Annotated in this window: 21 protein-coding genes; 17 read left to right on the plus strand and 4 right to left on the minus strand. The window is 61.5% G+C overall.

Annotation, left to right across the window (positions count from 1 at the left end):
- Positions 1–378 precede the first annotated feature (378 nt).
- The 4 genes from BLT60_RS23185 to BLT60_RS23200 all read left to right on the plus strand — a co-directional run bounded on the left by BLT60_RS23185 (position 379) and on the right by BLT60_RS23200 (position 4,398).
- Complete coding sequence (locus BLT60_RS23185) at positions 379–1,428, plus strand: hypothetical protein (RefSeq protein WP_139167937.1); 1,050 nt, start codon at positions 379–381, stop codon at positions 1,426–1,428.
- Between the two features lie 11 nt (positions 1,429–1,439).
- A complete protein-coding gene (locus BLT60_RS23190; RefSeq protein WP_090881091.1) occupies positions 1,440–2,198 on the plus strand; it encodes an ATP-binding cassette domain-containing protein in 759 nt (252 codons plus the stop codon).
- Positions 2,198–3,178 (plus strand): ABC transporter permease, encoded by a 981-nt coding sequence (locus BLT60_RS23195; protein ID WP_090881094.1) that lies wholly within the window; start codon positions 2,198–2,200, stop codon positions 3,176–3,178. The genes BLT60_RS23190 and BLT60_RS23195 overlap by 1 nt, the downstream gene beginning before the upstream one ends.
- A 155-nt stretch (positions 3,179–3,333) precedes the next feature.
- Positions 3,334–4,398 carry a sugar ABC transporter substrate-binding protein gene (locus tag BLT60_RS23200; protein WP_090881096.1) on the plus strand — a complete coding sequence of 355 codons (1,065 nt, stop codon included), beginning with the start codon at positions 3,334–3,336 and terminating at the stop codon, positions 4,396–4,398.
- A 57-nt stretch (positions 4,399–4,455) separates the two neighbouring features.
- Here BLT60_RS23200 and BLT60_RS23205 read toward each other — a convergent pair whose 3' ends face one another.
- Positions 4,456–5,673 (minus strand): hypothetical protein, encoded by a 1,218-nt coding sequence (locus BLT60_RS23205; RefSeq protein ID WP_090881099.1) that lies wholly within the window; start codon positions 5,671–5,673, stop codon positions 4,456–4,458.
- A gap of 549 nt (positions 5,674–6,222) precedes the next feature.
- On the opposite strand from BLT60_RS23205, the gene BLT60_RS23210 reads away from it, so the two are divergent.
- The 9 genes from BLT60_RS23210 to BLT60_RS23245 all read left to right on the plus strand — a co-directional run bounded on the left by BLT60_RS23210 (position 6,223) and on the right by BLT60_RS23245 (position 16,731).
- Positions 6,223–6,918: a recombinase family protein gene (locus BLT60_RS23210; RefSeq protein ID WP_090881102.1), complete on the plus strand. Its 696-nt coding sequence runs from the start codon at positions 6,223–6,225 to the stop codon at positions 6,916–6,918.
- 483 nt (positions 6,919–7,401) lie between these two features.
- Complete coding sequence (locus BLT60_RS23215) at positions 7,402–8,493, plus strand: hypothetical protein (RefSeq protein WP_139167938.1); 1,092 nt, start codon at positions 7,402–7,404, stop codon at positions 8,491–8,493.
- Positions 8,494–8,517: 24 nt separating this feature from the next.
- The gene (locus BLT60_RS23220) at positions 8,518–9,081 is read left to right on the plus strand and encodes a hypothetical protein (RefSeq protein ID WP_090881108.1); all 564 of its coding nucleotides are present in this window, start codon (positions 8,518–8,520) and stop codon (positions 9,079–9,081) included.
- A 57-nt stretch (positions 9,082–9,138) separates the two neighbouring features.
- Positions 9,139–10,395, plus strand: coding sequence for a hypothetical protein (locus BLT60_RS23225; protein ID WP_139167939.1), 1,257 nt, complete (start codon positions 9,139–9,141; stop codon positions 10,393–10,395).
- Between the two features lie 125 nt (positions 10,396–10,520).
- The gene (locus tag BLT60_RS23230) at positions 10,521–12,533 is read left to right on the plus strand and encodes a coiled-coil domain-containing protein (RefSeq protein WP_139167940.1); all 2,013 of its coding nucleotides are present in this window, start codon (positions 10,521–10,523) and stop codon (positions 12,531–12,533) included.
- Between the two features lie 124 nt (positions 12,534–12,657).
- Complete coding sequence (locus BLT60_RS23235) at positions 12,658–13,062, plus strand: recombinase family protein (protein ID WP_244521415.1); 405 nt, start codon at positions 12,658–12,660, stop codon at positions 13,060–13,062.
- 28 nt (positions 13,063–13,090) lie between these two features.
- Positions 13,091–13,291, plus strand: coding sequence for a hypothetical protein (locus tag BLT60_RS24200; protein ID WP_139167941.1), 201 nt, complete (start codon positions 13,091–13,093; stop codon positions 13,289–13,291).
- 40 nt (positions 13,292–13,331) lie between these two features.
- Positions 13,332–15,680: a penicillin acylase family protein gene (locus tag BLT60_RS23240; protein WP_090881117.1), complete on the plus strand. Its 2,349-nt coding sequence runs from the start codon at positions 13,332–13,334 to the stop codon at positions 15,678–15,680.
- Positions 15,681–15,846: 166 nt separating this feature from the next.
- A complete protein-coding gene (locus tag BLT60_RS23245) occupies positions 15,847–16,731 on the plus strand; it encodes a polysaccharide deacetylase family protein (RefSeq protein ID WP_090881120.1) in 885 nt (294 codons plus the stop codon).
- A gap of 30 nt (positions 16,732–16,761) precedes the next feature.
- Here BLT60_RS23245 and BLT60_RS24965 read toward each other — a convergent pair whose 3' ends face one another.
- On the minus strand, positions 16,762–16,884 hold the full coding sequence (locus tag BLT60_RS24965; RefSeq protein ID WP_280138949.1) for a hypothetical protein: 123 nt from the start codon (positions 16,882–16,884) through the stop codon (positions 16,762–16,764).
- On the opposite strand from BLT60_RS24965, the gene BLT60_RS23250 reads away from it, so the two are divergent.
- From BLT60_RS23250 to BLT60_RS23260, 3 genes are read left to right on the plus strand one after another with little or no spacing between them, the layout of a single operon-like run.
- The gene (locus tag BLT60_RS23250) at positions 16,883–17,860 is read left to right on the plus strand and encodes a sugar ABC transporter substrate-binding protein (protein WP_175478607.1); all 978 of its coding nucleotides are present in this window, start codon (positions 16,883–16,885) and stop codon (positions 17,858–17,860) included. The two genes, BLT60_RS24965 and BLT60_RS23250, sit on opposite strands and share 2 nt — an antisense overlap.
- Before the next feature lie 21 nt (positions 17,861–17,881).
- A complete protein-coding gene (locus BLT60_RS23255; RefSeq protein ID WP_244521416.1) occupies positions 17,882–19,471 on the plus strand; it encodes a sugar ABC transporter ATP-binding protein in 1,590 nt (529 codons plus the stop codon).
- Complete coding sequence (locus tag BLT60_RS23260) at positions 19,437–20,414, plus strand: ABC transporter permease (protein WP_090881125.1); 978 nt, start codon at positions 19,437–19,439, stop codon at positions 20,412–20,414. The genes BLT60_RS23255 and BLT60_RS23260 overlap by 35 nt, the downstream gene beginning before the upstream one ends.
- 152 nt (positions 20,415–20,566) lie before the next feature.
- Here the strand turns inward: BLT60_RS23260 and BLT60_RS23265 are convergent, their stop codons facing one another.
- Positions 20,567–21,520 carry a phytanoyl-CoA dioxygenase family protein gene (locus BLT60_RS23265; protein WP_175478608.1) on the minus strand — a complete coding sequence of 318 codons (954 nt, stop codon included), beginning with the start codon at positions 21,518–21,520 and terminating at the stop codon, positions 20,567–20,569.
- A gap of 559 nt (positions 21,521–22,079) precedes the next feature.
- Between BLT60_RS23265 and BLT60_RS23270 the strand changes: the two genes are divergently transcribed.
- Positions 22,080–23,135: an ABC transporter ATP-binding protein gene (locus BLT60_RS23270; protein ID WP_090881128.1), complete on the plus strand. Its 1,056-nt coding sequence runs from the start codon at positions 22,080–22,082 to the stop codon at positions 23,133–23,135.
- A gap of 361 nt (positions 23,136–23,496) precedes the next feature.
- Here BLT60_RS23270 and BLT60_RS24500 read toward each other — a convergent pair whose 3' ends face one another.
- Positions 23,497–23,652 (minus strand): hypothetical protein, encoded by a 156-nt coding sequence (locus tag BLT60_RS24500; protein WP_175478609.1) that lies wholly within the window; start codon positions 23,650–23,652, stop codon positions 23,497–23,499.
- Positions 23,653–23,701 lie beyond the last annotated feature (49 nt).

Genomic DNA, 23,701 nt, shown 5'->3' on the forward strand with positions numbered 1-23,701 from the left:
ATCTTCTGGATGAAGACCCGGGGCGGCTGGCGCGAGACTCCGCAGGTCCATGAGGTCGCTGTCCGCGACGTCACCGCAATGACCGACGAGGAACTCATCGCTCGCATCCGGGTGCTCGACGACGCGATCGGGCCGATGCTGGAGTTGCCGGAAAGGGACAGAGTTAAGAATTGAGTGCATGGGGCAATTGCCAATCGCAAGACGGACGGGGGCTCGTCCCCGTATTCCTTCGCCCATGGACCCAAAATGCGACCTCTCGCAAGGCCTCCGCCAACCCTGACCGCTAGGGGCACAATTACATTCAATTGACGTTGGGGTTCCGGCACCGCACTCTACAGTTCCGACGCCTCTGCATTGCGAATTCAGCTCGTGAGGAAATTGACCACTGATCGAATTATCGGCGCGTTCGTGTTTCCTGACGCATGGTCCGATTTAGAAGTTTTTCGCGCATTGCTCGCCGAATTTCAACGGTTCGGCGTCAGTGCGATAGTGACGGAGACTGATACCTATTGCGCGGCCGCGATCGATGCCGTTCACGAACGCGGGATGCAATTCTTTGCCGGGATTGCATGCTTTTCGGATCACGCATCGAACTTTAAAACACTTGCCGCTCGCCCGGAGCTACGTCCAGTCTTGGAGAACGGCGAGCCTCGCTCACAGATGGAATGGTACGTCGGCATCACGCCGACTGATCGCAGGCATCAAGAGTCCGTCCTCAACAAAATCAGGCTAATTGCAGCTAGCAACGAGATCGATGGTCTGTTCCTCGACTTCGTGCGATGGCCGCTGCATTGGGAACTTGAACTGCGGCCCGGACAAGAGCCACCAATGGATTCCAGCTTCGACGAGGCGACGCTCGAAATTTTCGCGGAGGCGACTCGTTTGCGGCCGCCATCATCCCGCCGCGCAGTTGCCGATCGAGCCGCGTGGATTCTGGGAAGTCATCGTACGGAGTGGGTCAACTTCAAGTGCCAGGTCATCACAAGCTTTGTTCATGAAGCGAGAGCAGCATTGCTGGACGCGAGACGTCGGTCAAAGCTTGGCGCCTTCCTGGTACCCGACGGAGCATTGACCAGTGAGTCCTTTACCGGCCAGCGCTGGGAGGATCTGGTTCCGCTGATCGATTGGGCGGCGCCCATGCTGTATCACAATATACTTCTGCAGCCGCCCGCGTGGATTGGCCAAATGGTGGATCATGCGGTCAGCATGGCAGGCTCCAAGACTCTGCCGGTTCTCCAAGCTGATTCCAATCGCGACCCAGCGGTTGCCGCTGATTGGGGACCGCCGATGGATATCGATAACTGGCGAGCCGCGCTCACCGAGGTTGCCGGGCGAGACGATATCGCAGGGCTTGTTGTTTTCCCGGGACCGGGTCTCTTGGAAGATGGGCGAGGCGAAGCTCTTCGTGACGCGATGAGTGCAACGTGAGCGGAGGTGGTATGACCGAGGTGTTGTTGCGGGCCGATAGGATCAATAAGCGCTTCGGCGCTGTGGTCGCTCTCAACGATGTCTCACTGGAACTAATGGCTGGCGAAGTCACGGGACTGGTCGGTGACAACGGCGCCGGCAAATCGACGCTGGTGAAGATGTTCAGCGGGGTTCTTCGACCCGATAACGGTACGATTCGTTTCGACGGTGAGAATGTCGACTTCGCCTCGCCAGCAGCCGCGCGTGGTCGGGGAATCGAGACTGTCTATCAGGATCTAGCGCTCGTCGGCAGTATGGCTGTCTGGGCCAACGTTTACCTCGGACGTGAACTGCTGACTGGGCCGGCGTTTCTCAACGTATTAGACAAGCGAAGGATGATCTCAAATGCGCGAGACATGCTCGAACGGTTTGTTGCGCGGGTGCCTCCGGTGGACGAGCCAGTCGAGTCTCTCTCAGGCGGACAGCGCCAGATCGTGGCAATCGCTCGCGCCGGCGCATGGGGGTCAAAACTGATCATCATGGACGAGCCAACTGCTGCGCTCGGCGTCGCCGAAACAAGGGCCGTTGAGGAAGTCATTCATGGCTTGCGTGACCGCGGACTGACCGTCTTAGTTATCAGTCACAACCTTGATCAGGTGTTTCGCATTACTGACAGAATCTGGGTTCTGCGGCGCGGCGAGGTGATCGGCAGCCGCGAGACCGGAAACACCCGACCTGAGGAAATTGTTGCAATGATAACAGGGGCTGTCCCCGCCGACAGGTTGGGCTAATGGCGCCAGCTTCTCGTCAACATACCAAGGCATTGAGCGAGCTTGCCAAACGTCATGGTCTGTTGCTGGTTTTCGTCCTGGTCGTCGTTGCCATGTTACTAGCCAAGCCCACGTTCGGCACCTATCAGAATATCGTCAATGTCCTGCAGCAGAATGCGGTTATCGGCATCATCGCCTGCGGCATGACCTTCGCAATCATCCTCGGGGGTTTTGATCTCTCCGTCGGCTCGGTCACCGCGCTCGCCAGCGTAGTCGGTGCGACATTGATGATCGATGTGCCGACCTTTGGCATCCCCCTCGGGATTGCCGGGGCATTCGCATCCTGCCTCTTGGTTGGAGCAGTGAACGGATGGTTGATCGCCTATGCTGGCGTCAATCCATTCGTTGCAACCCTCGGCACGATGACTGTTGTGCGCGGTCTCATATATGTGGCGACCAACGCCTCGCCGCGGTTTGGTGTTCCTTACTCCTTCACAAGCGTTGGACTTGGTTATATCGGCGGCATCCCGGTGCCAGCGATTATCTTCGCCATAGTCGCAGTGACTCTTGGTTTTGTTCTGCATAAGACGCGCTTTGGCCACTACGTCTATGCCGTTGGTGGCAACGTGGTCGCAGCCGCAGGGATGGGGATTAACGCTTTTCGAATCCGGTTTGCCGTCTATGTCCTCGTCTCCGCCTGTGCTGCGCTTTCCGGCATCATATTGATCGGGCAGACGGCCAGCGCTACGCCTCAAGCGGCTCTCGGCTATGAACTCACAGCGATTGCAGCTGTAATAGTCGGAGGCGCCTCACTTGGTGGAGGTCGCGGACGAATGATAGGGACTATCATCGGGGTTTTCCTACTCGGCGTGGTCGCCAATGCCCTTAATTTATTTGGCGTTTCTGCCTTCTGGCAACCGGTTGCAACAGGCCTCATCCTGATTTTTGCTGTGGCTGCTGATGGATTCTCGAAGCGCGGAACCTTCGTCCTCGGCAAATAAGATCTGGCTATCAAAGACCCCAAGAAAGTTGGCGTTTCTAAGTCGCCGCCGGCTACGCTAAGATCAGCAAGCGGCCGAGGTCCTTATCCACCGGAAAGCAAGAACTGCGGAAAGAAGTGGCCCCTCGGCGTAGCGATTAACAGAGAGGGAAGAAAATGACGCAAGTCGGGTGTCTGGAACGTTGGAATCCTCTGGAAGTCGGGGTAAGCGCTCTGAGAAGCGTCGCCGCGGCGGCATTATTGGCCACAGGAATTTCGGGCCTTGCAACTGTTCCGAGTAGTGCAGAGGAACTGACCTGTCTTCCGCCAGAGCGCATGGAGGCGCCGGCGGGCGTTGAGCCTGCGAATAAAAAGATTGGTGTGAGCGTCGCCTATCTCAAGGTGCCGTTTTACGCCAATTTCAAGACCGGCCTGCAGGACGGCGCCGATCACTATGGGTTCACCTACGAATTGGTGGATGGCAACAGCGGTGACGTCGCCACGGAACTGGCCAACCTTCAGAATTTCATCGCTCAAAGCTATGATTTGATCGTCCTCACCCCGTCTGGGGAAGGTATCATTCCGGGGATCAAGCTGGTCAACGATGCCGGTATTCCGCTGATCGAGGCTAACAACAAGGCGGGCTTCGGCAAGGACGAAGTCGGCGTTCTTACCTATGTCGGCGCCGATGACGTCGCGTTTGGACGGCTACAGGGCGATCTCGTCGACAAGGCGTTTAACGGAGAAGCCGCGAAAATTGCCTACATCATGGGCTTCCCCGGGAGCCCTGCGCAGGTCCTTCGTGCGAAGGGCTGGGATGAGTTTCTGGCGGCAAACTCGCAATACGACGAAATTGCCCGGATGACTGACGACTTCGACGGCGCCAAAGCCCTGGCCGTGGTTCAGGATCTCCTCAGCCGTTTCCCGAAAGGCGAGCTTGACGCGATTGTCATGCAGGGCCCAGAAGCGAGCGCAGCGGTAGACTTCGCGATCCGCAGCGGTCGAGATGAGGTCAAATTTATTGTCGGCGACTACCCCGCGGACGTTCGGCAGATGATCCATGACGGCAAGATCTACGGAACCGTCAATCAGGACCCCTATCCGCAGGCGTACAACGCGATGCGGATGGCCTGGCTGCACTTCAACGGCAAGGACAGCGAGATTCCTACGCCCTATTTCCTTGACCTGCCACTGGTCACTCAGGAAAACGCGAAGGATATACCGCCGGCCTGGGGCTGCTGATCTTCGATACGACACGGCGCGCTTCCGGCGACGGAGGCGCGCCCAACGATAGCCCTGTCAGAGTTCGGCCGCGAGTGCGCGAATGCTGTCCATTGGGGCGTGCATTAGATCCCAGGAAATGAAGGTTCCGGCGGGACTGGCGGTGCGGCCGGCTTGGACCATGTCCCTCACGAGCTGCGGCGTGATGTCGACTACCCCTGCATGGCGCACGAGCTCCAGTCCGAAATAGACGGGCACCGGATCGGCAAGTCGAACGGCCGCTCCGATCTCCGTCGAGATGACCGACAATGGGACCGCCTGGCGACGGGTTTGCTCCAAGGTGTTGATGTCGAAGCCCGGGATGTGCCGGGCAGCCCAGCCCGATATCTTCGATTCGTCCAGACCAAACATCTGGGAGACGCCTTCGGCGAGCGCCGGGATCTCCAGGCGCAGTCCGGCCGGTCCCTCGGCAACCCTGTAAGTCATCGGTTTTATCCAGTCGGCGAAGCGAACAAGCGCCCGGTAGTCCTGACCGACGAGCGGCGCTAGTCCCGGTGAGAACAGATCGAAGCCGACTCTGCGATTCAGACCGGAAGCCAACGCGTGCGCTTCGGCGACCAATCCGGTGATGCTGTCCATCCGAAAACGAAGAAACCGCAACAGGAGGGAGGCACTGTCGGTAAACAGGCTAAGCCAATCTGCAGTGTCGTCATTGAGCAAGACGTCCAGCGCGATTGTGCGATCCTGGAACAGGCGGGCTACCGCGTCGAGATCGAGGCCGGTCACCTTGGCAGACGCACGGCAATGTTCGCAGAAGCATGACAGGACCTCCTCCAGGCCGTTTGCTGGAGAGGGAAATCGGATCTTGTCAAGAAAAACGCCGGTAAATGGATAGCTGCTCAACAGGTGATGCAGCCGTCGAAGAGTCTTCGCGCGCGCGCCCGGATTGTTGGGACAGACGAACCTAAAAGTCTCGGCGACCTCCGACTCTTTTTCAGCCCAGCCACCCCACCCGGCACTCCGCTCGCCGCGCCAGTTCACAACCAGGTCAGAGTCTTCCATGCCGTCAATGTCAGACAGGACGTTGTACCAAAGGAAAATCTGATCAACAGGCCGGCTAGGTCCGGAGAGCGATTGGAATATCTCTGGCGATTCGCGTGCGCCGACAACGAGGATGTCGATCTTGAGGATCGCATTGACCCGCTCGATTGTTCTGAACACGCGATCGACCGGCAAGGACTCCAACGGGGAGTGAGTTGTCGAGACCTGCGCCCCGATGACCCATCTGTTTTTCATGCTTTGCCCTTTGTTTGTTCGTCGGAGAGTAGGGTGATTTTGAAGAATGTGTATCCCAATCGCCCCTTGCCACCTCAACAGGGTTCCGAGGATCGGTTTCTCCAGTACGCCAAGCCTCAAGGCGGGACGTCATCTCGCACCGCTAATGACGTCTCCATCATCCCGGCGCTCACCAGGAACAGCCGCTGACCCATCGAATGCTTGATACATTGCCCGGACTTTTGGTCGCCGTTGGCGGCTGAGGCTGGGAAGGCAAGCGGGCGTCCCTTCTGGGTCGGCCGCCTCCATGCAACCCTCCAACAGGAATGTTCGGCGTCGCTCAGAATGGCTTAAAGGACACCGCCCCCCGTCGCTGCCGCTGGAGTCGAAGGGTTGTCCGCCAAATCCTGTCCGGGCCAGAGTAGGACCTTTTGTTGTGGGATATGCACAACGACGCAGACGAGCCCACTATCTTGGAGATAAATTGCTGAACTAAGTCATAGTGTTAGCTACGTACAAACGGCAAACGGTGGTATGCCGTTTGTACGGAAGCAACGTGAGTTTGTCGCTATGCAACATGCCGTCGCCTACTACCGCGTTTCGACCGCCCGACAGTGCAGATCTGGCCTCGGGATCGAAGCTCAGAGAGCCGTCGTCTCCCGCTTCGCCGAAGCCGAGGGCTACGAGATCATCTCCGAGTTCATCGAGGCCGAGACCGGCAAGGGAGCCGATGCCCTGGATCGACGCCCCCAACTCGCGGCAGCGCTGGCTGCAGGCAAGGCGAGCAAGTGCCAGGTCATCGTCGCCAAGTTGGACCGCCTCTCCCGCGACGTCGCGTTCATTGCCGGTCTCATGGCGCAGCGCGTCCCGTTCATCGTCACAGAGCTTGGTGCCGACGCCGATCCCTTCATGCTCCACATCTACGCTGCGCTCGCCGAAAAGGAGCGACGGCTGATCTCGGAACGAACGAAAGCCGCCCTCGCTGCCCGAAAGGCCCAGGGCGCGAAGCTTGGCAATCGGAGCAACGCAGCTCGGGCAGCGGCACTCGGGCGCAGAGTGCAGGCAGCCGAAGCGGAAGCGTTCGCTGCGAACGTTCTACCAATCATCGAGGCCTTACAGGCATCAGGCGTCTGTCATCTTCGGGGCCTCGCTGCCGCCCTCAACATTCGCGGCGTTCGAACCGCCCGCGGCGGCCGGTGGCATGTCTCGAACGTCAAGAACCTTGTCGATCGCCTGCCAAGAGCCGCCGTCGACGCGCTTTTATAGGCGGGAGGTTTGATCATGGGCGAGCGACTTCCAGGCCCAAGGGAGTACGGGACCGCGGTTCCCGTGGGAATCGCGGTAGACGGTTTGCGCGCTTTTAGCCTATCGCGATCCGGCGGGGCTTAGGCGGGGTGACGTTGTCCATGGGCTACTTCTCCGGTTGAAACGGAGCAGTCTAGGCTGCCCCGTCGGGGAAGCACCTGGTCCATCCCATTAGCGAAAGGCGGGCGCTACACCAGTTGGAGAGCTTGGGGCAGGCCGTTATTGAGAGCCCTCTTGAGACCGTGAATGCCCGAAACGCGTCGGACCGCCAATTCGGCGGCAACCGGCGCGCCTATGGTTCAGCTTTTTCGTGTTCTGAGGCAGGCGCCCAAGGCGGCTGCAAGCCCCGGCTGCAAAGTCCATTCGCTGGACCTCAAGCAAAGGCCGCCATAACATTTGACCCGTCCGTCTTTCTGGCACGTTATCAATGTGGAGATAGACGATATGCGAGTTCGCGGTTGGCCGGCGATTTTGATCGGAAGCTCGATTTGTGGGTCATGGATCGAGGCCGGTGCCGCGCCCCTGCCTTCAGGCGACTACTTCGTCGTTTCAGTGCGACGTTCGACCGGCGTGTCTGGATCGAAGGTGGATCCGGCTCTGGACGCCGAGCTCGGCGATCACGTGTCGTTCGGGACAAGTCTTGTCTGGTGGAACGGCAAACGTTGCGCGACCTGGACGGTGGACGAGGACACCGAGATCACATCCATAGTCGACGACCCGATCCTTTCCGACACACAGATCGCGCCGATAGAGGGCACTTCCACAACAGGTGATCGCGTCGCGAATGAAGGGCTCTGGGTCATCTGCGACGGCGGTCCGATTTCGGAAATCGTTGCGGTCGACGACCGCGTCATCATCGCGGAAACGCCCTCGTCGATGAGCTATGTCATCCTCGAAAAAGCGCTTCACGCGAACGATATTCTGTCTTTCCAGAAGCGCCTTGCCGACATGAAATTTCTCGATGCCGACCCGGATGTCGAATGGAGCGAAGAGACGCTGGCCGCAGTCTCCTCCTATGCGCAGTATCGTGGCGCAGAGTATCGTTTTGAACGCGCCGCGATTACCGGAAATCTCATCGACGGCCTTTCCCTTCCGGTTGACCGCGACCGGCCAACGCCTGTGAAGATCGTCTACGGCGATGCGGTCTCGGCCTATTTCTACGGAACCGAGCCGGGCCTCCAGATAGCAGACTTCCTCGCATTTCGATTTCCCGGCGAGAAACGAGAAGTTCGTTTTCATCCCACCGGCTCAGTCCAGCCGTGGGAGTGGCAACTCGACCTTTTCTCACCGGACGGTTCGAAAGTTCTGCTGCCGCAGGACCATTTCGGTCCGTACCATGTCGTTCGTACGGAGAACCTCAAGGCGTATCTGCGCGGCGGCAGGACGCCAGACTTCATTATCAGCCAGCCGCGAACCGGAGAGAACGCGGTCGCCGCCGTTCACCATGATGCGCGTTGGGTTTCCAATGACTCGATCCGCTACGAGACGACCTGTTGCGGTGAAACGGTCGAGCACGTTTGGACGATGGATCACTGAGTCCGCAAGAGACGGTCAACATCGATGGGCAATTCGATGACTCTGACCTGCCTGCTCGCCGATGCGATCGATAGCGAATGGTCCCGCATGGCGGCTATTCGGCTTGGCGACGTTCCCTCAACCCTGCCGACGCCGGCGCACTATGTGCTCGTCCTGAAGGACGATCGCCCCTTCAAGACCATCGAGGTCCATCTGCCGAGGCAGACATTTTCCCTCTTTATAGAAGCACAAATCTGGGAAGGCTGGATTGCTGTCGGCTTCGGCTGCTCGGTGTTCCTGGTGTCAGTCGATGGTGACGACATTTGCGAGGTCGACCTCGACCAAAGCGGCAAGTATGAGGGGAACTACTTTGCCGGCTTCAGCTTCGCATCCGATTTTCTCCTGGCACGTTCCGGCTATGGCCTGACATGCATCGATCGCCGCGGTGCTACGAAATGGAGAAATTATGGCCTCGGGCTGGATGGCGTGACGATCGATGGCATCACGAGCGACACGATAACGGGCGAAGGCGAGTGGGACCCACCAGGCGGCTCAAGACCCTTCGCGGTTTGGCTGGATGACGGCAGGAACCTGAAGGGGCGCCCCTGAACCGTTTCTGTGCTAGGATCCGGCTTAATCCGTACGGAGCAGAGAGGCTAGAAGCCGTTGCGTCTGTCCGTAAAGATCGGAAATGCATTCGCGATGTGCCTGGCCGCGCTCGCCACCTCATCGCTGTCGCCGACACCGGTCAACGCCCAGCAGGACACGGCACCGGCAACAAATTGTCCTGAGACCGTTACGCATTTCCGGGCAACCCACCTGTATCCTATGGGATGCGGTTCGCGCACCCCACCGGCACGAAGCCAGTTGCCGCCACCTCTCAACAATTTCGAAGGCGTGTGGCTCGTCGAAATCAGTGGCGACGAGCGTCGGTCGGGCTCTTGGTACGCGGCCCTGCGCCAGGGACATGAAGGTGTCGACTACCGTGATCCAGACGGGCCGTGGATCCTCACCGGCGAATTCAGGACCTACAACGCAAGCCCGAGCGAGGTGTCCGCGGCACGCATCAGGACGGTTTTCTTTGATGGCGAATCCGGCGGTCCGATGGTTGTGCATCCAGCAGGACAAGAAGGTGTGCTGATTGGGCGATGGTCCCGCGACGACAAACATGCGGATGTGGCCTGGCGAAAAATCGCGCCATCAAGGATCGAGTCACTGACATTCAATTCGAATTGGGAACGGCCCGACGGCTCACCTGTTTCCGACCACATTGACTATGGGCAGCGCGCGGGCCGGTTCGAGTTTGGCGGCCCGATGGGCTGTGGCGGGGGAATGCGGGGAAATTGCCATAGGGTCTTTCTTACCATTTTCGGCAAGAACCTCGCTGGCCCACATTCCATCTGGCTCGATCCAGAATCGCACCTCGAACTGATTGAAAGCCACTTCGTCGGCGTCTCCGGTTCGTCCGTGCCGACAGTGGGCTATATGAAATCCGTAATGCGGGACCAGTCTGAGACCGCCGCGATTAACCTGGTCTTCGCCGTCTGGGACGGAATCCGACCCGGAAGCCATGTAATCTGGCTCGACGACATTCCAATCGTCTTCGAGATCAATTTCCCTCCTTCGGAGGCCGAGGTGCAACCTCCGCCCGTCAGCCCAGCTCGGATCCGGTATGTCAGGCCGGTACAGGACGGCTACGCCGGGATTGAGGGACCGTTGAGTGTCGATGGCGGTCCTTACGCTGTCGAGGTCCGATATGACGGCGAGCCACCCGGCCAGCGGACCGTAGCTGTGACAGTCCAGTGGCCGACCAGGGATGGAACCGGGGACAAGGAACTGGTTGCCGAGCAATCGCCCGACAATCCGCTCCTCTACTACAGCGAACATTTCACCGTCATGTCGCTGAAGGGCTCTGACCGTTGAATGCGCGCCCCGCCATCGGACTTGTCGTTGGCGCCGCTGCAGCCGGCCTGGTCGGGATCGTTGCGCAAGTCGCTCCTGCTCACGCGCAAGACGGAGGCAGCGAGGAGGAACAAGCTTGCAGGGGCTTGGCTCCGGAAGCATTGCCCGCGAATTTCCAGACCTTCCAGGTCGTAGACCTGGGCAAGCCGAGAGACGCTGCGGCCGTATTCGAGGTCGTCCCGGGCACGGTACTGACCGCGTCTATCGGCGGGATCTCGGCGCGGACGACGGTCGAGGCCAAAACGATCCCGATCAGGGTTGAGCCGGTTCTTGACAAGTCGAACGACGCAGCTTGGACAGTCCGACTTGCCGTCGACATCGAAGATCTGCCCGAAGCCGTGTTCAGTCTGACAGATCGGCTGGGCGCATGGCGTTCCCCCCCGCTCACAGAGCCAATGAAGGATCGCCTTCGGAAAGAAGGAGGATTGACCGTCCAGCTCGATGACGCGGTGTTCGAGGGCACGGGATTCTGGCCCTATCCGCCCCCGGTCGCCCTCGTCGCGATCGATCGGGCAACGGATATCGCCGACTTGTATGGATGGGCGAAGGATTTCGACACAAAGGCGAAACAATACAGCCGTACTGCAGCGGCCGCCGTGCGCATGCTCCGGGAAGTGGATCAGGCGATTTCGAAAGCGGAGAGGACTCAAGACGATCTGGAAGCGGTGGAGCAGGCGGGCCTTCCTGCGGCAGTCGCTTCGATGGACCGTCTCTACATCCGGCTGCAAGAGGCGCGGAATGAAGACCGGCTTGCCGGCGCCAGGGTCAGGGATTTCGAGGAAGCGATCACACAGCAGAAGGATGCGATCGCCACCGCAAACCTGAGCTTTGTCGATCCCGACGGTAACCGTTCCGTGGACAAGCCGGAGCCCGGGATGGAGCCCCTCGAAACAGTCTTGGGCCGCACGCGAGACCGGCACGCGCAGCTCGCGTCGATGCTCAGACGCCAATACGAGGATCGCTTTGCCAGCGGCGACCCTGAGATCACCTCTCTCCAGCAGATCGAAAAGCTGATTTCGGAGAATCCGCAGATCGTAGAACTGGCCGCCCGCCTGGCCCGTCTCGAAGCCTTCGAGAAACAGCGAGTGTCGCTTGTCGGAGAACTGACCGCGGAAATCGACCGGTTGGAAGACGAACTGCCAGTTGTACGTGAACGGGCATCCGAAACCACGAGGCAATTGCGCCAGGCAAGAGCAGGATACGAGGATACCTACCGCCGCGTAGTTCGCTTGGCGAGGACTTTGCCTGCGCCCTTCGGACCTCCGCCAGACCTTTCGTCTTCTTCAACGCCGCCATCCGTCATGTCGACCTGGTATTCGGAAGGCGACCGGAAGCTGAAGGCCGAGGCCGACGCGGCCCGGACATCTTTCAACAATGCCTATGTCGAATTAATCAATGCCGAAGCCAAGGCTTACGTCATGGCAAAAGCCCTTGCCGGAACTCGGATCCGGGCGATTCAGGCCGCCTGCGTCGCCATTGCGTCTTTTGGCAACAAGGACATGTTTGACGATGTCGTGAGTGAAATCGGCAAGGCGATCGACCAGATCAAATACCTATCGGACAAAGCCGATCCGTCCGCAAGGGACGTTGTCACAAGAGAGGTCCTCCGCGACTCCTTTGTGAAACTACTCGAGGCCCGCGAGTTGCTCAGCGATGGTCCCGCCAAGCGACTGACTTTTTCCGCAGCTTACGCCAGTCGTTCTCTGGACGGAGCCGGCGTGGCGGTGAATCTCGCGAATGCCGCAAACGCCTGGCGGAAAAACGACCCCGTTGCGATTGCGCATTTCCTTGAAGCGGCATCGTCCGCCGTCGACCGCGTTCCACTCGTTAAGGGCGCGAAATACTACCTCCTCACGTTGGCACTGAGCACCAAGGCTTCGATCAACTGGGCCAACGGCATCAAGGACAAGAAAATGCTCGAGGCCCTGGAGGCCGTTCGCCAGCGGCCCGAAGCCGACCGGCCGACGCGACGCCTCTACACCCGTAAGGAAATAGAGAATAGCCAGTACTACAGCAGCCCCTGGTCGTCGGAGGAAGAACTCGACCGGCTAACGACGGTTTTTCAAGCGCAGTTTATCCTCGGGCTGGCAGGCAGGTGAGATCATCGGACCCGGCTCGCTGTCCGAGTTCATCGAGGCCGAGACCGGAAAGGGAGCCGATGCCCTGGACCGCCGGCGGCAACTCGCGGCGGCATTGGCCGCGGGCAAGTCCGGCAAGTGTCCGGTGATCGTCGCCAAGCTCGACTGGCTCTCAACAGACGTCGCCTTCATTGCCGGTCTCATGGCTCAGCGCGTTCCGTTCATCGTCGCCGAACTCGGTGCCGGCGCCGATCCCTTCATGCTCCACATCTACGCGGCACTGGCGGCTCGGAAGGCGCAAGGAGCGCAATTGGGTAACCGGAGTAACGCAACGGAGGCCGCTGCGCTGGGAAGGCAATCTCAAATCGAGGAGGCGGCCGCCTTTGCCGCCAACGTCCTGCCGATCATCGAGTGTCTCCGAACCTCAGGCATCAGGGACCTGCGCGGCCTGGCTGCCGCGCTAAACAATCGCGGTGTCCGAACTGCGCGTGGCGGGCGATGGCATGTCTCAAACGTGAAGAACCTCGTCGATCGACTACCGGTCGTTTGAGTCGCCCCTTTTCTATGCGGGTGGCAGCTTGCGCGAAACCGCGCCAGAACAGGTGATGCGCATCGATCGCACAAAACCGTCGATTGCCGGAAAGAAAGCCGCAGCTCCAGATGGTTTCGAGCGGCTCATCGATCGCATGATGACGTACTCGGGCGCGCGCGTGATTATCTTTGACGGTAGAGTGCGCTCTCGGGAGCGCACGGTCGTGGGCAGCGTGAGTGGCATCTGAGCCGAAGAAGCGACGACGGCGGGCTGATTGAGGTGACGTGATGGAAGAGCAACGCATCGAAGTGACCGGTATCGAACAACCGATCGAGATCGTGGTGGATAAGTGGGGCATCCCCCACATCCGCGCGGGATCGAACCGGGACCTTTTCTTCGCCCAGGGCTTCAACGCCGCCCGTGATCGCCTCTGGCAGCTCGACCTGTGGCGGAAGCGTGGGCTCGGTCTGCTAGCCCGCGACTTCGGGCCGGGCTATGTCGCCCAGGACGGCGCCTCACGGCTGTTCATCTATCGTGGCGACATGGACGCGGAGTGGGCAGTCTATGCCCCCGACGCGCGCCTGATCTGCGAGGACTTCGTCCGCGGCATCAACGCCTATGTCGACCTTATCGAGCGGTATCCACACTGGATGCCGCCCGAGTTTATCGAGATCGGCACGCGGCCCGACAAGTGGGAAGCGGCCGACGTGGTTCGCATCCGCGTCCATTCGTGGATGCGGAACGCCTTGTCCGAAGGCGTGCGCGCCAATGTGCTCGCTGGGGCCGATGCCGAGGTCGATCTGCTCCGCCAGAATCTCAGCCACGGCAAGCGGCCGGTGGTGGCCGACGGCATCGATCTCGCCACGATCCCAATCGAGGTGCTCGACATTTACAAGCTGGCCCTCACCCCGGTGTCCTTCGGCAAGGACCGGCTCGCGGCAAAGGCGGACGATGCGGCGTCGTGGACCAAGCTGACGCCGCTCGGCGAGGTCATCCGCGACACCAACGCCTCGGGCTCTAACAACTGGGTGATCGCCGGCGACCGGACCGAGAGCGGCCGGCCGATCATGGCCAACGATCCCCACCGCGCGCATGCGATACCCTCGCTCCGCTACATCGTCCACCTGACCTCGCCGGAATTCGACGGCATCGGCGCCGGCGAGCCAGTGCTGCCCGGGATCATGATCGGCCACAACGGCACCATCGCTTTCGGGCTGACGCTGTTCTTCGGTCCGGATGAGGAGGACATTTACGTCTACGAGACCGAGCCGGGAAATCCAAACCGCTATCGCTACGGTGACGGCTTTGAGGACATGACAGTGATCACCGAGGAGGTCCCGGTGAAGGGCGGGGACGTCGAGGACGTGATCCTCAAGTACACCCGCCACGGTCCCGTCATCCGGGAGGAGCCGGACAATCACCGCGCCTATGCGGTTCGCTCGGTGTGGTTCGAGCCCGGCGCATCGCCCTACGCCGTCAGCCTATCGGCGATGCGGCGTAAGAACTTCACCGACTTCAAGGCCGACATGGAGCGCTGGTCGGTGCCGGCGGTGAACATGGTCTACGCCGACACCAGCGGCGACATCGCCTGGATCGTCGCCGCCCAGAGCCCGATCCGACCCAACTGGGACGGGCTCACGCCGGTGCCGGGCGACGGACGCTATGAGTGGGCGGGGTTCTACACGGCGAAGGAACTGCCGCACATGCTGAACCCGATTGAAGGGTTCTTCGCCACCGCCAACGAGATGAACCTGCCCGCCGATTGGCCGCATGAGGAGTTGCAGGTTGGCTACGAGTGGTACGACAGGGCGCGGGCGACGCGCCTCGCCGAGACCTTCGCCGCGACGCCGGTGCACTCGGTGGCGACGTCGCAGGCGATGCAGACCGACATCGTGTCGATGCCGGCGCGACGCGCCGTGGCCCTGCTCGCCCCGCTGTCGTCGAAGGAACAGACGGAGAGCAAGGCACTCGCCATGCTCCGCGGCTTCGATGGGGTGATATCGAGCGACAGTCCGGCCGCCGCGCTGTTCGAGGTGTGGTGGTCGAAGCATCTTCGGCCAAATCTTTTTGCCCGGGCGACTCCCGACTCGAAGATTCGTGCGCTGCTCGCCCCGGGCGACGCCGACGGCGTGCTTGATGCGCTCGAGACGCCCGGCCACTGGTTCGGACCGGACCCAAAGCAGAGCCGCGACGAACTCCTGCTATCGACGCTCGTTGCCGCATGGCGCGAGTGTGCAGACCTGATGGGCGAGGACGGAGCCGCCTGGCAGTGGGGCAAACTGCACCACGGCTACTTCGCCCATGCTCTGACCACGATCGGGGTATCGCCGGAGGGCATGGCCATGGACGTCGGACCGCTGCCGATCGCCGGCAGCGATGCAACGCCGATGAACACGATGTACCGCTTCAGCGATTTCCGCGTTGTGCTCGGCGCCTCGTTCCGGATCGTCGTCGACGTCGGCGGTTGGGACAACAGCGTCTGTATCAACGCGCCCGGCCAGTCGGGCGACCCGCGCTCGCCGCACTACGGCGACCTCGCCCTGATGTGGTCGCTCGGCGAATACGTGCCGATGTCTTACAGCCGCGAAGCCGTCGACAAGGTTGCCGAGAAGATCATCACGCTGCTCCCGGCGTGAGGTGACAGTAGTCAAGAGGCCGCGGGGCGTGTCAAATTGGCCGGCTCTACAGTCAAGACGTCGTGCTTGCGCTGGAGGATGCTCAACATGGCCGGCGTGATGTGGTTCGATAGAGGGGCGCCCGCCGAGGCGCAATTAAGAAGCCAAGAGGAAGGACCGTCGGAAAATGAGTGACGCGCGGGATGTTCGTATTGCCCTGACCTTCGACTACGACGCCTTTAGCGTCTGGATCGGAACCTTTGGCGCGACCTCGCCGAGCATGGTATCGCGGGGCGAGTTCGGCCCGATCGCGCTCCGGCGCATCCTGAAACTGCTCGCCGACCACAAGATCAGCTCGACGTTCTTCGTACCGGGCCACACCGCCCACGCCTTCCCCGAGACGGTGGTCGCCATCCGTGATGCCGGCCACGAGATTGGCCATCACGGCTGGGTCCACGAGAACCCGCTGTCGATGGATGCGGCGAAGGAGCGCCAGGTGATGGAGAAGGGCTTCGAGGTGCTCGACAAGATCGCCGGCGTCAAGCCGGTCGGCTATCGCTCGCCCGCCTGGGACAATAGCCCTGAGACCATTCCGCTGCTCCTCGAGTTCGGCTTCGAGTACGAGAGCAGCCTGATGGGCAACGACTACGAGCCGTACTGGTGCCGGCTCGGCGACAGCTTCAATGCCACCGACGAGTACACCTTTGGCAAGCCGGTGAACCTGGTGGAGGTACCCGTTGCCTGGCATCTCGATGACTTCCCGCACTTCGAGTACGTGTGGTCGAAGGCGGGCGTCCTGCCGGGCTACCGCACCACCGGCGACCTCCTTGAGATATGGAAGGGCGAGTTCGACTATCTCTACGGCAAGGTCGGCAAGGGCATCCTCAACATCACCATGCATCCCCAGGTGATCGGCCGCGGGCACCGCATGCTCTTCCTCGAGGAGTTCATCAAGTACGTTGAAGACAAGCCCGGCGTGAGCTTCACCACCATTCGCGACTACGTGCGCGACTGGCGTGTCGGCAAGTCGCCGTCGCTACCCGCCGACGCCGGGCCCAATCGCGTCGCCTGATACAAACAAGAACAGGAAAATCCGTCCGGTTCAGCCGCTGCCGTCGAGCAGCCAATCAAGGAGCAGGGAAAACATGTTTCGTTCATCGGAAAGGCGCCTCGGCGCCGCAGGTTTGTTTTGCGGTGCGTCGGCAATGGTCGTCGCCTTGTCCATGTCGTCGGTTCCGGCAGCGGCCGAAGACTGCGTCGAGAAGACCATCGACCTCGGTGAGGGCAAGTCGGTCACCGGTGGCTGCGAGCCGCTTAAGATCGCCTTCCTCACGGCCGCCACCAACAACGTCTATCTCCAGTCCGGCATCAAGGGCGCGCAGGACGCCGCCGCCGAGATCGGTGCGACGCTCGACGTTTTCGACGGCAACTGGACGCCGGCCACCCAGTACAATCAGGTCCAGAACATCATCACGGGCGGCAACTACAACGCCATCCTTGCCGAGATGAACGACGGCGCGCAGGCCTGCAAGATCCTTACCGAGGATGCGCCGGAAGCAAATGTCCTGGTGGCGGTGGCCAACCAGCCGCTCTGCAACAAGGCCGAGCTCGAGGGCGATGCCTATTGGGCCCCTGGAACGCTCAACTTCGTCGGCGGCTCGCAGGGACGCGAGGCGTTCCGCGACTTCTTCATGATGATCGCCGAGCAGAATCCGGGGCCGCAGAAGGTGATCGTCGCCACCGGTCCGGATCTCAACGCGAACACCATCAACACTGATGCCGCGCTCGCCGACGTCCAAGCCAAGTATCCGGACTTCAAGGTGGTAGCCAAGGTCCGCACCAACTACACGATCCCGGAAGGCAACGAGAAGACGCTGCCGCTGCTAAACGCCAACCCGGACGCCACCATCCTGATAGGCAACTACTCCGACATTACCCGCGGCGCGGTGCAGGCGGTGAAGCAGGCCGGGCTCGAGGACACGATCAAGGTCTACGACAGCGGCGGCAGCGAATGGGCATTCCAGGCGGTGCGTGATGGTGACGTCTTTCTGACCCGAACCTACACGCCTTACACCGAGATGTACGAAGGCGTGAAGGCGCTCGGTGCCGCTTGGAAGGGCGAGACCGTTCCGCGCTACTTCGCCCTCGAGAGCGCGCTCGTAACCAAAGACAACATCGGCGAGAACCAGCCGCAATACTGATGCCAGCTCGAGGTATCGACCATGCCTGAGGGCATGGCCAGCCAGACCATGGGCCGTCCGGCTTCGCCGGGCGGTCCGCTCGCAATCGATGCGCGCTCGGTGGAGAAGCGCTTCGGCGGGACGCTCGCGCTGACGGGCGTGAGCGTCTGCGCCGAGGTTGGCTCGATCAACGCGCTGGTCGGCGAAAACGGAGCAGGGAAATCGACTTTCCTCGGCGTGATCGCCGGCCGCGTCGTGCCGACCACGGGCAGCGTCTCGATCTTCGGTAATCCGCTCGCCTTCGGCAATCCGCGGCTCTCCCGACAGCAGGGGATCGCTGCGATCTATCAGGAGCTGACGATCGTGCCGGCGCTGAGCGCCGTGGCCAACGTTTTCCTGGGCCAGACCGTCTCGCGAGCAGGACTCCTGTCGGAGCGGGGAATGTGCGACCGCTTCCTAGAACTCAGCGCGCAATTGAAGGTCTCCATCCCGCCAGGGATCGAGGCACGGCATCTGTCGGTCGCCGACCAGCAGATGCTCGAGATCATGCGCGGTATTCAGTCCCGTGCCCGCCTGATCCTGTTCGACGAGCCGACCACGGCGCTAGCGCCGCCCGAGCGCGAGTCGCTGTTTGCGATCATGCGCGAGCTCAGGCGGGGCGGCACGACGATGGTGATCGTCAGCCACAACCTCGACGAAGTGCTCGACATCGCCGACTCGGTGACCGTGTTTCGCGACGGGGAGGTGGCGCACGCCGCGCCCCGAAGCGAGTGGACCAAGCGCGACCTCGTGCGCGCGATGATCGGCCATGACCTAGTCGAGCCAAGCTCCCGCACACCCTTTGCCGGGAAGGCCGGCGCGGCGCCGCTCCTCTCCGCAACCGGCGTGTCGCTCCCCGGTGCGCTCGAAGGGATCGACATCGAAGTGCGGCCGGGCGAGATCGTTGGTATCGGCGGCCTGGTCGGCTCAGGGCGCTCGTCGCTGCTTCGCGCGCTGTCGGGGTTCGAGCCGAAGAGCACGGGCACGCTCGCGATCGACGGGGAGGCAGTGCCATGGCCGAAGACGCCGCGGATGGCGATCCTGGCCGGCATCGCGCTCGTGCCGGAGGATCGGAAAACGCAAGGCCTTGTGCTCGGCATGTCGGCCATGGCCAACATCACCATGCCGAACTTCGGCGGCGTCGCCAGTCTCGGCGTCATCTCGGATCGCCGAATGGCGAGCAGTGCACGGGGCGTGGCGCGCGATTTCGGATTCGACGAGAACCGGGTCGGCACGACGGTCCGCAACCTTTCGGGCGGCAACCAGCAGAAGGTGCTGCTCGGGCGCTGGCGGTACAGCCTGCCCAAGGTCCTGCTGGTCGACGAGCCGACGCGCGGCATCGACGTCGGTGCCAAGGAGGAGATCCTGGTGACCCTCAGGAGGCTCGCCGCGCAGGGCCTCGGGATCATCGTCGTCTCGTCGGAACTCGAGGAGGTCGTCCAGATGGGCGACCGCGTGCTTGTCCTGTCGGAGGGGAGGGCCGTTGCGCGACTCGACGCCGCCCACGCGCCAATCAAAGTCAAGGACATCCTAGAAGCCGCATTCAAGGTAGCCAAACATGACCACGACCGCGACGGCCTCTCCCGAGGCTAAGACCACAGGCCAAAAGATCGGCGCCCTGTTCCTGCAATACGGAATGGTATGGGCGCTGATCCTGCTGGTCATCGTCGGCAGCTTCGTCTACCCGCGCCTCCTCACCTTCATCAACATCCGCAACTTCCTCGGCCAGAGCGCGCCGGTCGGCATCGTCGCCGTCGGCATGACCTTCGTCATGATCGGCGGCGGATTTGATCTTTCGGTCGGCGCCATCTTCGCCCTCGGCGCCGTGGTGTTCGCCAGCCTTGCCGATCCGCTCGGCTTATGGGTCGCCGGCCTCGTTGTATTCCTGGCCGCGGCGGCTTGCGGTGTGGTCAACGGTTTCATCGTCACCAAGCTCAAGGTCAACCCGTTCGTCGCGACGCTCGGTACCGGTTCGGCGTTCGGCGGGCTCGCCTATATCTATTCGCGTTCGGCGCCGATCACGCCCAGCGACTACGCTTTCCAGGACCTCGGAACCGAGCGCTGGCTCGGCTGGCCGATCTCCGTCTGGATCATGGTGGTGGTATTTCTCGTCGGCGGCTTCGTGCTGGCGAAGTCCGTCTATGGGCGCTCGATCTACGCCATCGGCGGAAACAACGAAGCGGCGCGGCTGTCGGGCCTTCGCGTCGACCTACTGCGCGGCAGCACCTATGTGCTGTCGGCGATGTGCTCGGGTCTGGGCGGCATGATCCTCGCTTCTCGTCTCGCGGTGGGTCAGGCCGACATGGGCAGCACGATCGCCCTCGATGCGATCGCCATTGTCGTCATCGGCGGCACATCCCTGCTCGGCGGCGAAGGCGCGATTTGGCGGACTGCCATCGGGCTCCTGATTATTGCCATCCTCACCAACATCTTCGACTCTCTCGCGGTCAGCACGAACTACCAGCTCGTGGTGAAGGGGACGATCGTCGTCGCTGCCGTCGCATGGGACGTCTATGCGAGATCTCTGCGGACCTGATGACTTGCGTGCGCCGACCGGCGCTCCACTGGCAAAGCGCTACAATTGCGCCACCAAGAAGCAAGCTGAGCAAGGTTCGGGTTTCCGATTGCCAAGAATCGGAGCCGAAGCTCGTCGGCGTGTCCGAGGCGCGCTCCGCGCGGCAGGCCGGATTACTGATCCCGCCAGCGTCTCAGTCCAAGGAGCTTCTCGCCAAGCGGCGTCAGCTTCGCCACCTCGGCGTTGTGCTTCTCCCATTCGCGCGGGTCCCCAGGCCAGCCGCCGCGCGGGTGGTCTTGCTCTCGCCACAGCCGGATGCGCTCTTGGCGCTCGGCCTCGTCGTCCTCATGAGCGGGATACATGGCTATGTACTGAGCCATGCGGACCCGCTCCTTCGTCAGGTTCGGACGCACACCATGCGCCAGCAAGCTGTTGAAAATCAGCAAGTCACCCGGGTCCATCTCGACATTCTCGATGGTCATCCCAGTGATGTCTGGCATCATCGGATTGCGGTCGGCCGGCTGGGTTTTCACCCACTCCTCGAAATTGGTGAAGATCTCCGGCACGCATTGGAAGCCGCCGATGTCTTTGTCCTGCCGCACCAAGCTCAACACGCCTTGGACGCTGACCGGAAGTGGTCTCAAAGTGGTGTCGACGTCCCAATGGATGAACCCCTGCGCCTTGAACGGCGGCCGCGCCGGCGGCAGCAGGTTTGCCCGGTCGATGCCAACCCACAGGTCCTCTCGGTCCCAGATGTCGACATAGGCATTGTAGAGCCTAGGTTCCTGCCGATTGTCCCACAGAGATTGATGGTTGTATATCTCCACCATCCCCGAGTTGTTCAGTTCCTCGCGCCCGTGCTCCCGGCGCTGCGGCGTGTACCAGGTTGAAGCATCGTTCGGGTCCTTCTCCTCGAACCGCCACAGGATGTCGATCGTGCGTTCCACGTTCTCCATGGGCACGGCACCCTTCACAATCACGTAGCCCTTGGTAATCCAGTGCTGCCAGTCATCCTCGGAAAGGACGCGCAAAGGTAGTGTCTTCTTGACGTCCTTGAGCTGGGTGGTCATCCCCTCGGCACCCGGATGACCCTTGAACTTGTCGAGCGGGGATTGAATGGCTTCCATCTGAGTGTCTCCGTCTCGCGGCGGGCTCTCGCCTACGATTGCCGCATAACAAGACGATAGCATATGCCATAGTTGTGCACTACATTGCCGCTCTGACAATGAGCGGTGCGCCGCAGGAATTATTGGAGGCGAATCGCCTGAGGAGCGTTTGCCGCACGGGGGGTGATTAGTGAGGAAAGCCTACGTCGTGGTTCGCCGCAGCAACGATGCGGCGGAAGGAGAATCAGCGAAGGCGTGGCCTGGCCGGAACGTGGTCGGGCGGATGGACCGGGCGCTCCAGATCTTCGACCCCCGCGACAACAACGCGCTGGCCGGCGGCTGCGCTATCGCCAAGGCGATTGGCGTGCCGTTGTCGACAACGTGTCTAGCGCTCATGGATCTGGTCGACCGCAACCACCGGAGGAGGCGCCGTCTGGCGCGAGCCGCGCCTCTTCGAATACTTGCTCGCCAACACCCGCCCGCATCGTGACTTTTATTTCGGCTCAGTTCGCGGTAACCGACGGGTGGGACCGACCATGGTTGCCGCTCATGATTCCGTCCCGGGTCTCGTGAGCTGACAATGGCGAACGTCGCGATAAGCGATCTGCGTAAGCGCTACGGGCGTAACGAAGTCCTGCACGGCGTCTCGTTGACGATCAACGATGGGGAGTTCGTCACCCTTGTCGGCCCATCGGGCTGCGGCAAGTCCACGTTGCTGCGCATGATGGCCGGTCTCGAGCACGTCACCAGCGGCGAGATTCGCATCGGCTCGGAGGTGGTCAACGACGTCCCGCCAAAGGACCGCAATATCGCGATGGTGTTCCAGAGCTACGCGCTCTATCCACATATGACGGTGCTCGGCAACATGGGTTTCGCCCTCCGGCTAGCCAAGACGGCCAAGGAGCAGATCACTGACCGGGTCGGGCGGGCCGCTGACATCCTCGGTCTGCGGCCGCTCCTCGCCCGTCAGCCCCGCCAGCTCTCTGGCGGCCAACGGCAGCGAGTCGCGATGGGCCGCGCCATCGTTCGAAATCCCAAGGTCTTCCTGTTTGACGAGCCGCTGTCTAATCTTGATGCTCAGCTTCGCGTGAAGATGCGGACTGAGATCAAGGAGCTACACCAGCGGCTGAAGACGACAATCGTCTACGTCACGCACGACCAGATTGAGGCGATGACCATGGCCGACCGCATCGTGGTGATGCGCGACGGCATCATCGAGCAGATGGGTGGGCCGCTGGAGCTCTACGACCGGCCGCGCAACATCTTCGTCGCTGGCTTTATCGGCTCCCCAGGCATGAACTTAATCGAAGGTACAGTGACCGACGGTGTCTTCCGCACCGCGAGCGGCTTCTCCCTGCCCGTCGCGGTCGGTCACGCCGGACCAGCGATCCTCGGCATCCGGCCAGAGGAACTGCCGATCGCCGACGCAAATTCGTCTCACGTGCTTCCCGCCACCCTGCGAGTCGTCGAGCCGACCGGCCCCGAGCAACAGCTCATCGTCGATGTCGAGGGCACGGAAGTTGTCTCAGTGGTGCGCGGCCGGGTTGTGTTCCGCCCTCGCCAGCAGGTCCAATTTGGCATCGACCCGGCGAAGGTGCATCTCTTCGATGCCGCGACCGGAGAACGCGTCGAGTGACCGCCGCCATTAGCAGGCTCCAGGGCAAGTGCTGCATCGTCACCGCCGCCGCAGGCGGTATCGCGGCCACTCCATCGCGGTCGCCTGCCTACGAGAAGGCGCGGTCCTGTCGCCATGGACGCTCGCTGAGCCGCTCGCCATGCTCCTGTAGCCGTTGACGGCGTCACGACGATCGCGGCGCTCGGCGACTTCGTTGATCGACCCTCTTTCCCAGATGAGACTATGGCAGTTGTAGCCGGCCGGCGTGGACTGCGTCTCCGCAGGCGTGCGCTGCTGGGTCGACCCGCAAAAATTTTGCGTGGCCAAAGGTAAGTAAGATGTACCGCTACAGTGCCAGGTCCGATGGCGTCGCCGGCGGCGATCAGGAGAAGTTGCAGTCGGATTTGTCGATCAGGTCGAACCCCCTGCCGTCGCTCATCACGCGGTGCAGATACTTTTCGCACACGCTCCTAGCTTCGTAGCCGGACTCGCGGCCTTCGACCGCAACGCCGGCGATGGCACCCTTCCGCGGTTTCATAATTCAATTCCACACTGATGCAAATACCGGCTGTAGCTGTATAGTTGTT

It is taken from the genome of Bauldia litoralis (assembly GCF_900104485.1).
GTDB lineage: Bacteria > Pseudomonadota > Alphaproteobacteria > Rhizobiales > Kaistiaceae > Bauldia > Bauldia litoralis.

Bases quoted from the DNA above. Each gene is read 5' to 3' on its own strand.
- BLT60_RS23190 (WP_090881091.1), top strand. From the start codon at position 1,440: ATGACCGAGGTGTTGTTGCGGGCCGATAGGATCAATAAGCGCTTCGGC.
- BLT60_RS23255 (WP_244521416.1), top strand. From the start codon at position 17,882: ATGCCTGAGGGCATGGCCAGCCAGACCATGGGCCGTCCGGCTTCGCCG.
- BLT60_RS24965 (WP_280138949.1), bottom strand. From the start codon at position 16,884: ATGGACAAGGCGACGACCATTGCCGACGCACCGCAAAACAAACCTGCG.
- BLT60_RS23215 (WP_139167938.1), top strand. From the start codon at position 7,402: ATGCGAGTTCGCGGTTGGCCGGCGATTTTGATCGGAAGCTCGATTTGT.
- BLT60_RS23195 (WP_090881094.1), top strand. From the start codon at position 2,198: ATGGCGCCAGCTTCTCGTCAACATACCAAGGCATTGAGCGAGCTTGCC.
- BLT60_RS23250 (WP_175478607.1), top strand. From the start codon at position 16,883: ATGTCGTCGGTTCCGGCAGCGGCCGAAGACTGCGTCGAGAAGACCATC.
- BLT60_RS23210 (WP_090881102.1), top strand. From the start codon at position 6,223: ATGCAACATGCCGTCGCCTACTACCGCGTTTCGACCGCCCGACAGTGC.
- BLT60_RS24500 (WP_175478609.1), bottom strand. From the start codon at position 23,652: ATGAAACCGCGGAAGGGTGCCATCGCCGGCGTTGCGGTCGAAGGCCGC.
- BLT60_RS23200 (WP_090881096.1), top strand. From the start codon at position 3,334: ATGACGCAAGTCGGGTGTCTGGAACGTTGGAATCCTCTGGAAGTCGGG.
- BLT60_RS23220 (WP_090881108.1), top strand. From the start codon at position 8,518: ATGGGCAATTCGATGACTCTGACCTGCCTGCTCGCCGATGCGATCGAT.
- BLT60_RS23205 (WP_090881099.1), bottom strand. From the start codon at position 5,673: ATGAAAAACAGATGGGTCATCGGGGCGCAGGTCTCGACAACTCACTCC.
- BLT60_RS23260 (WP_090881125.1), top strand. From the start codon at position 19,437: ATGACCACGACCGCGACGGCCTCTCCCGAGGCTAAGACCACAGGCCAA.
- BLT60_RS23265 (WP_175478608.1), bottom strand. From the start codon at position 21,520: ATGGAAGCCATTCAATCCCCGCTCGACAAGTTCAAGGGTCATCCGGGT.
- BLT60_RS23240 (WP_090881117.1), top strand. From the start codon at position 13,332: ATGGAAGAGCAACGCATCGAAGTGACCGGTATCGAACAACCGATCGAG.
- BLT60_RS23245 (WP_090881120.1), top strand. From the start codon at position 15,847: ATGAGTGACGCGCGGGATGTTCGTATTGCCCTGACCTTCGACTACGAC.
- BLT60_RS23270 (WP_090881128.1), top strand. From the start codon at position 22,080: ATGGCGAACGTCGCGATAAGCGATCTGCGTAAGCGCTACGGGCGTAAC.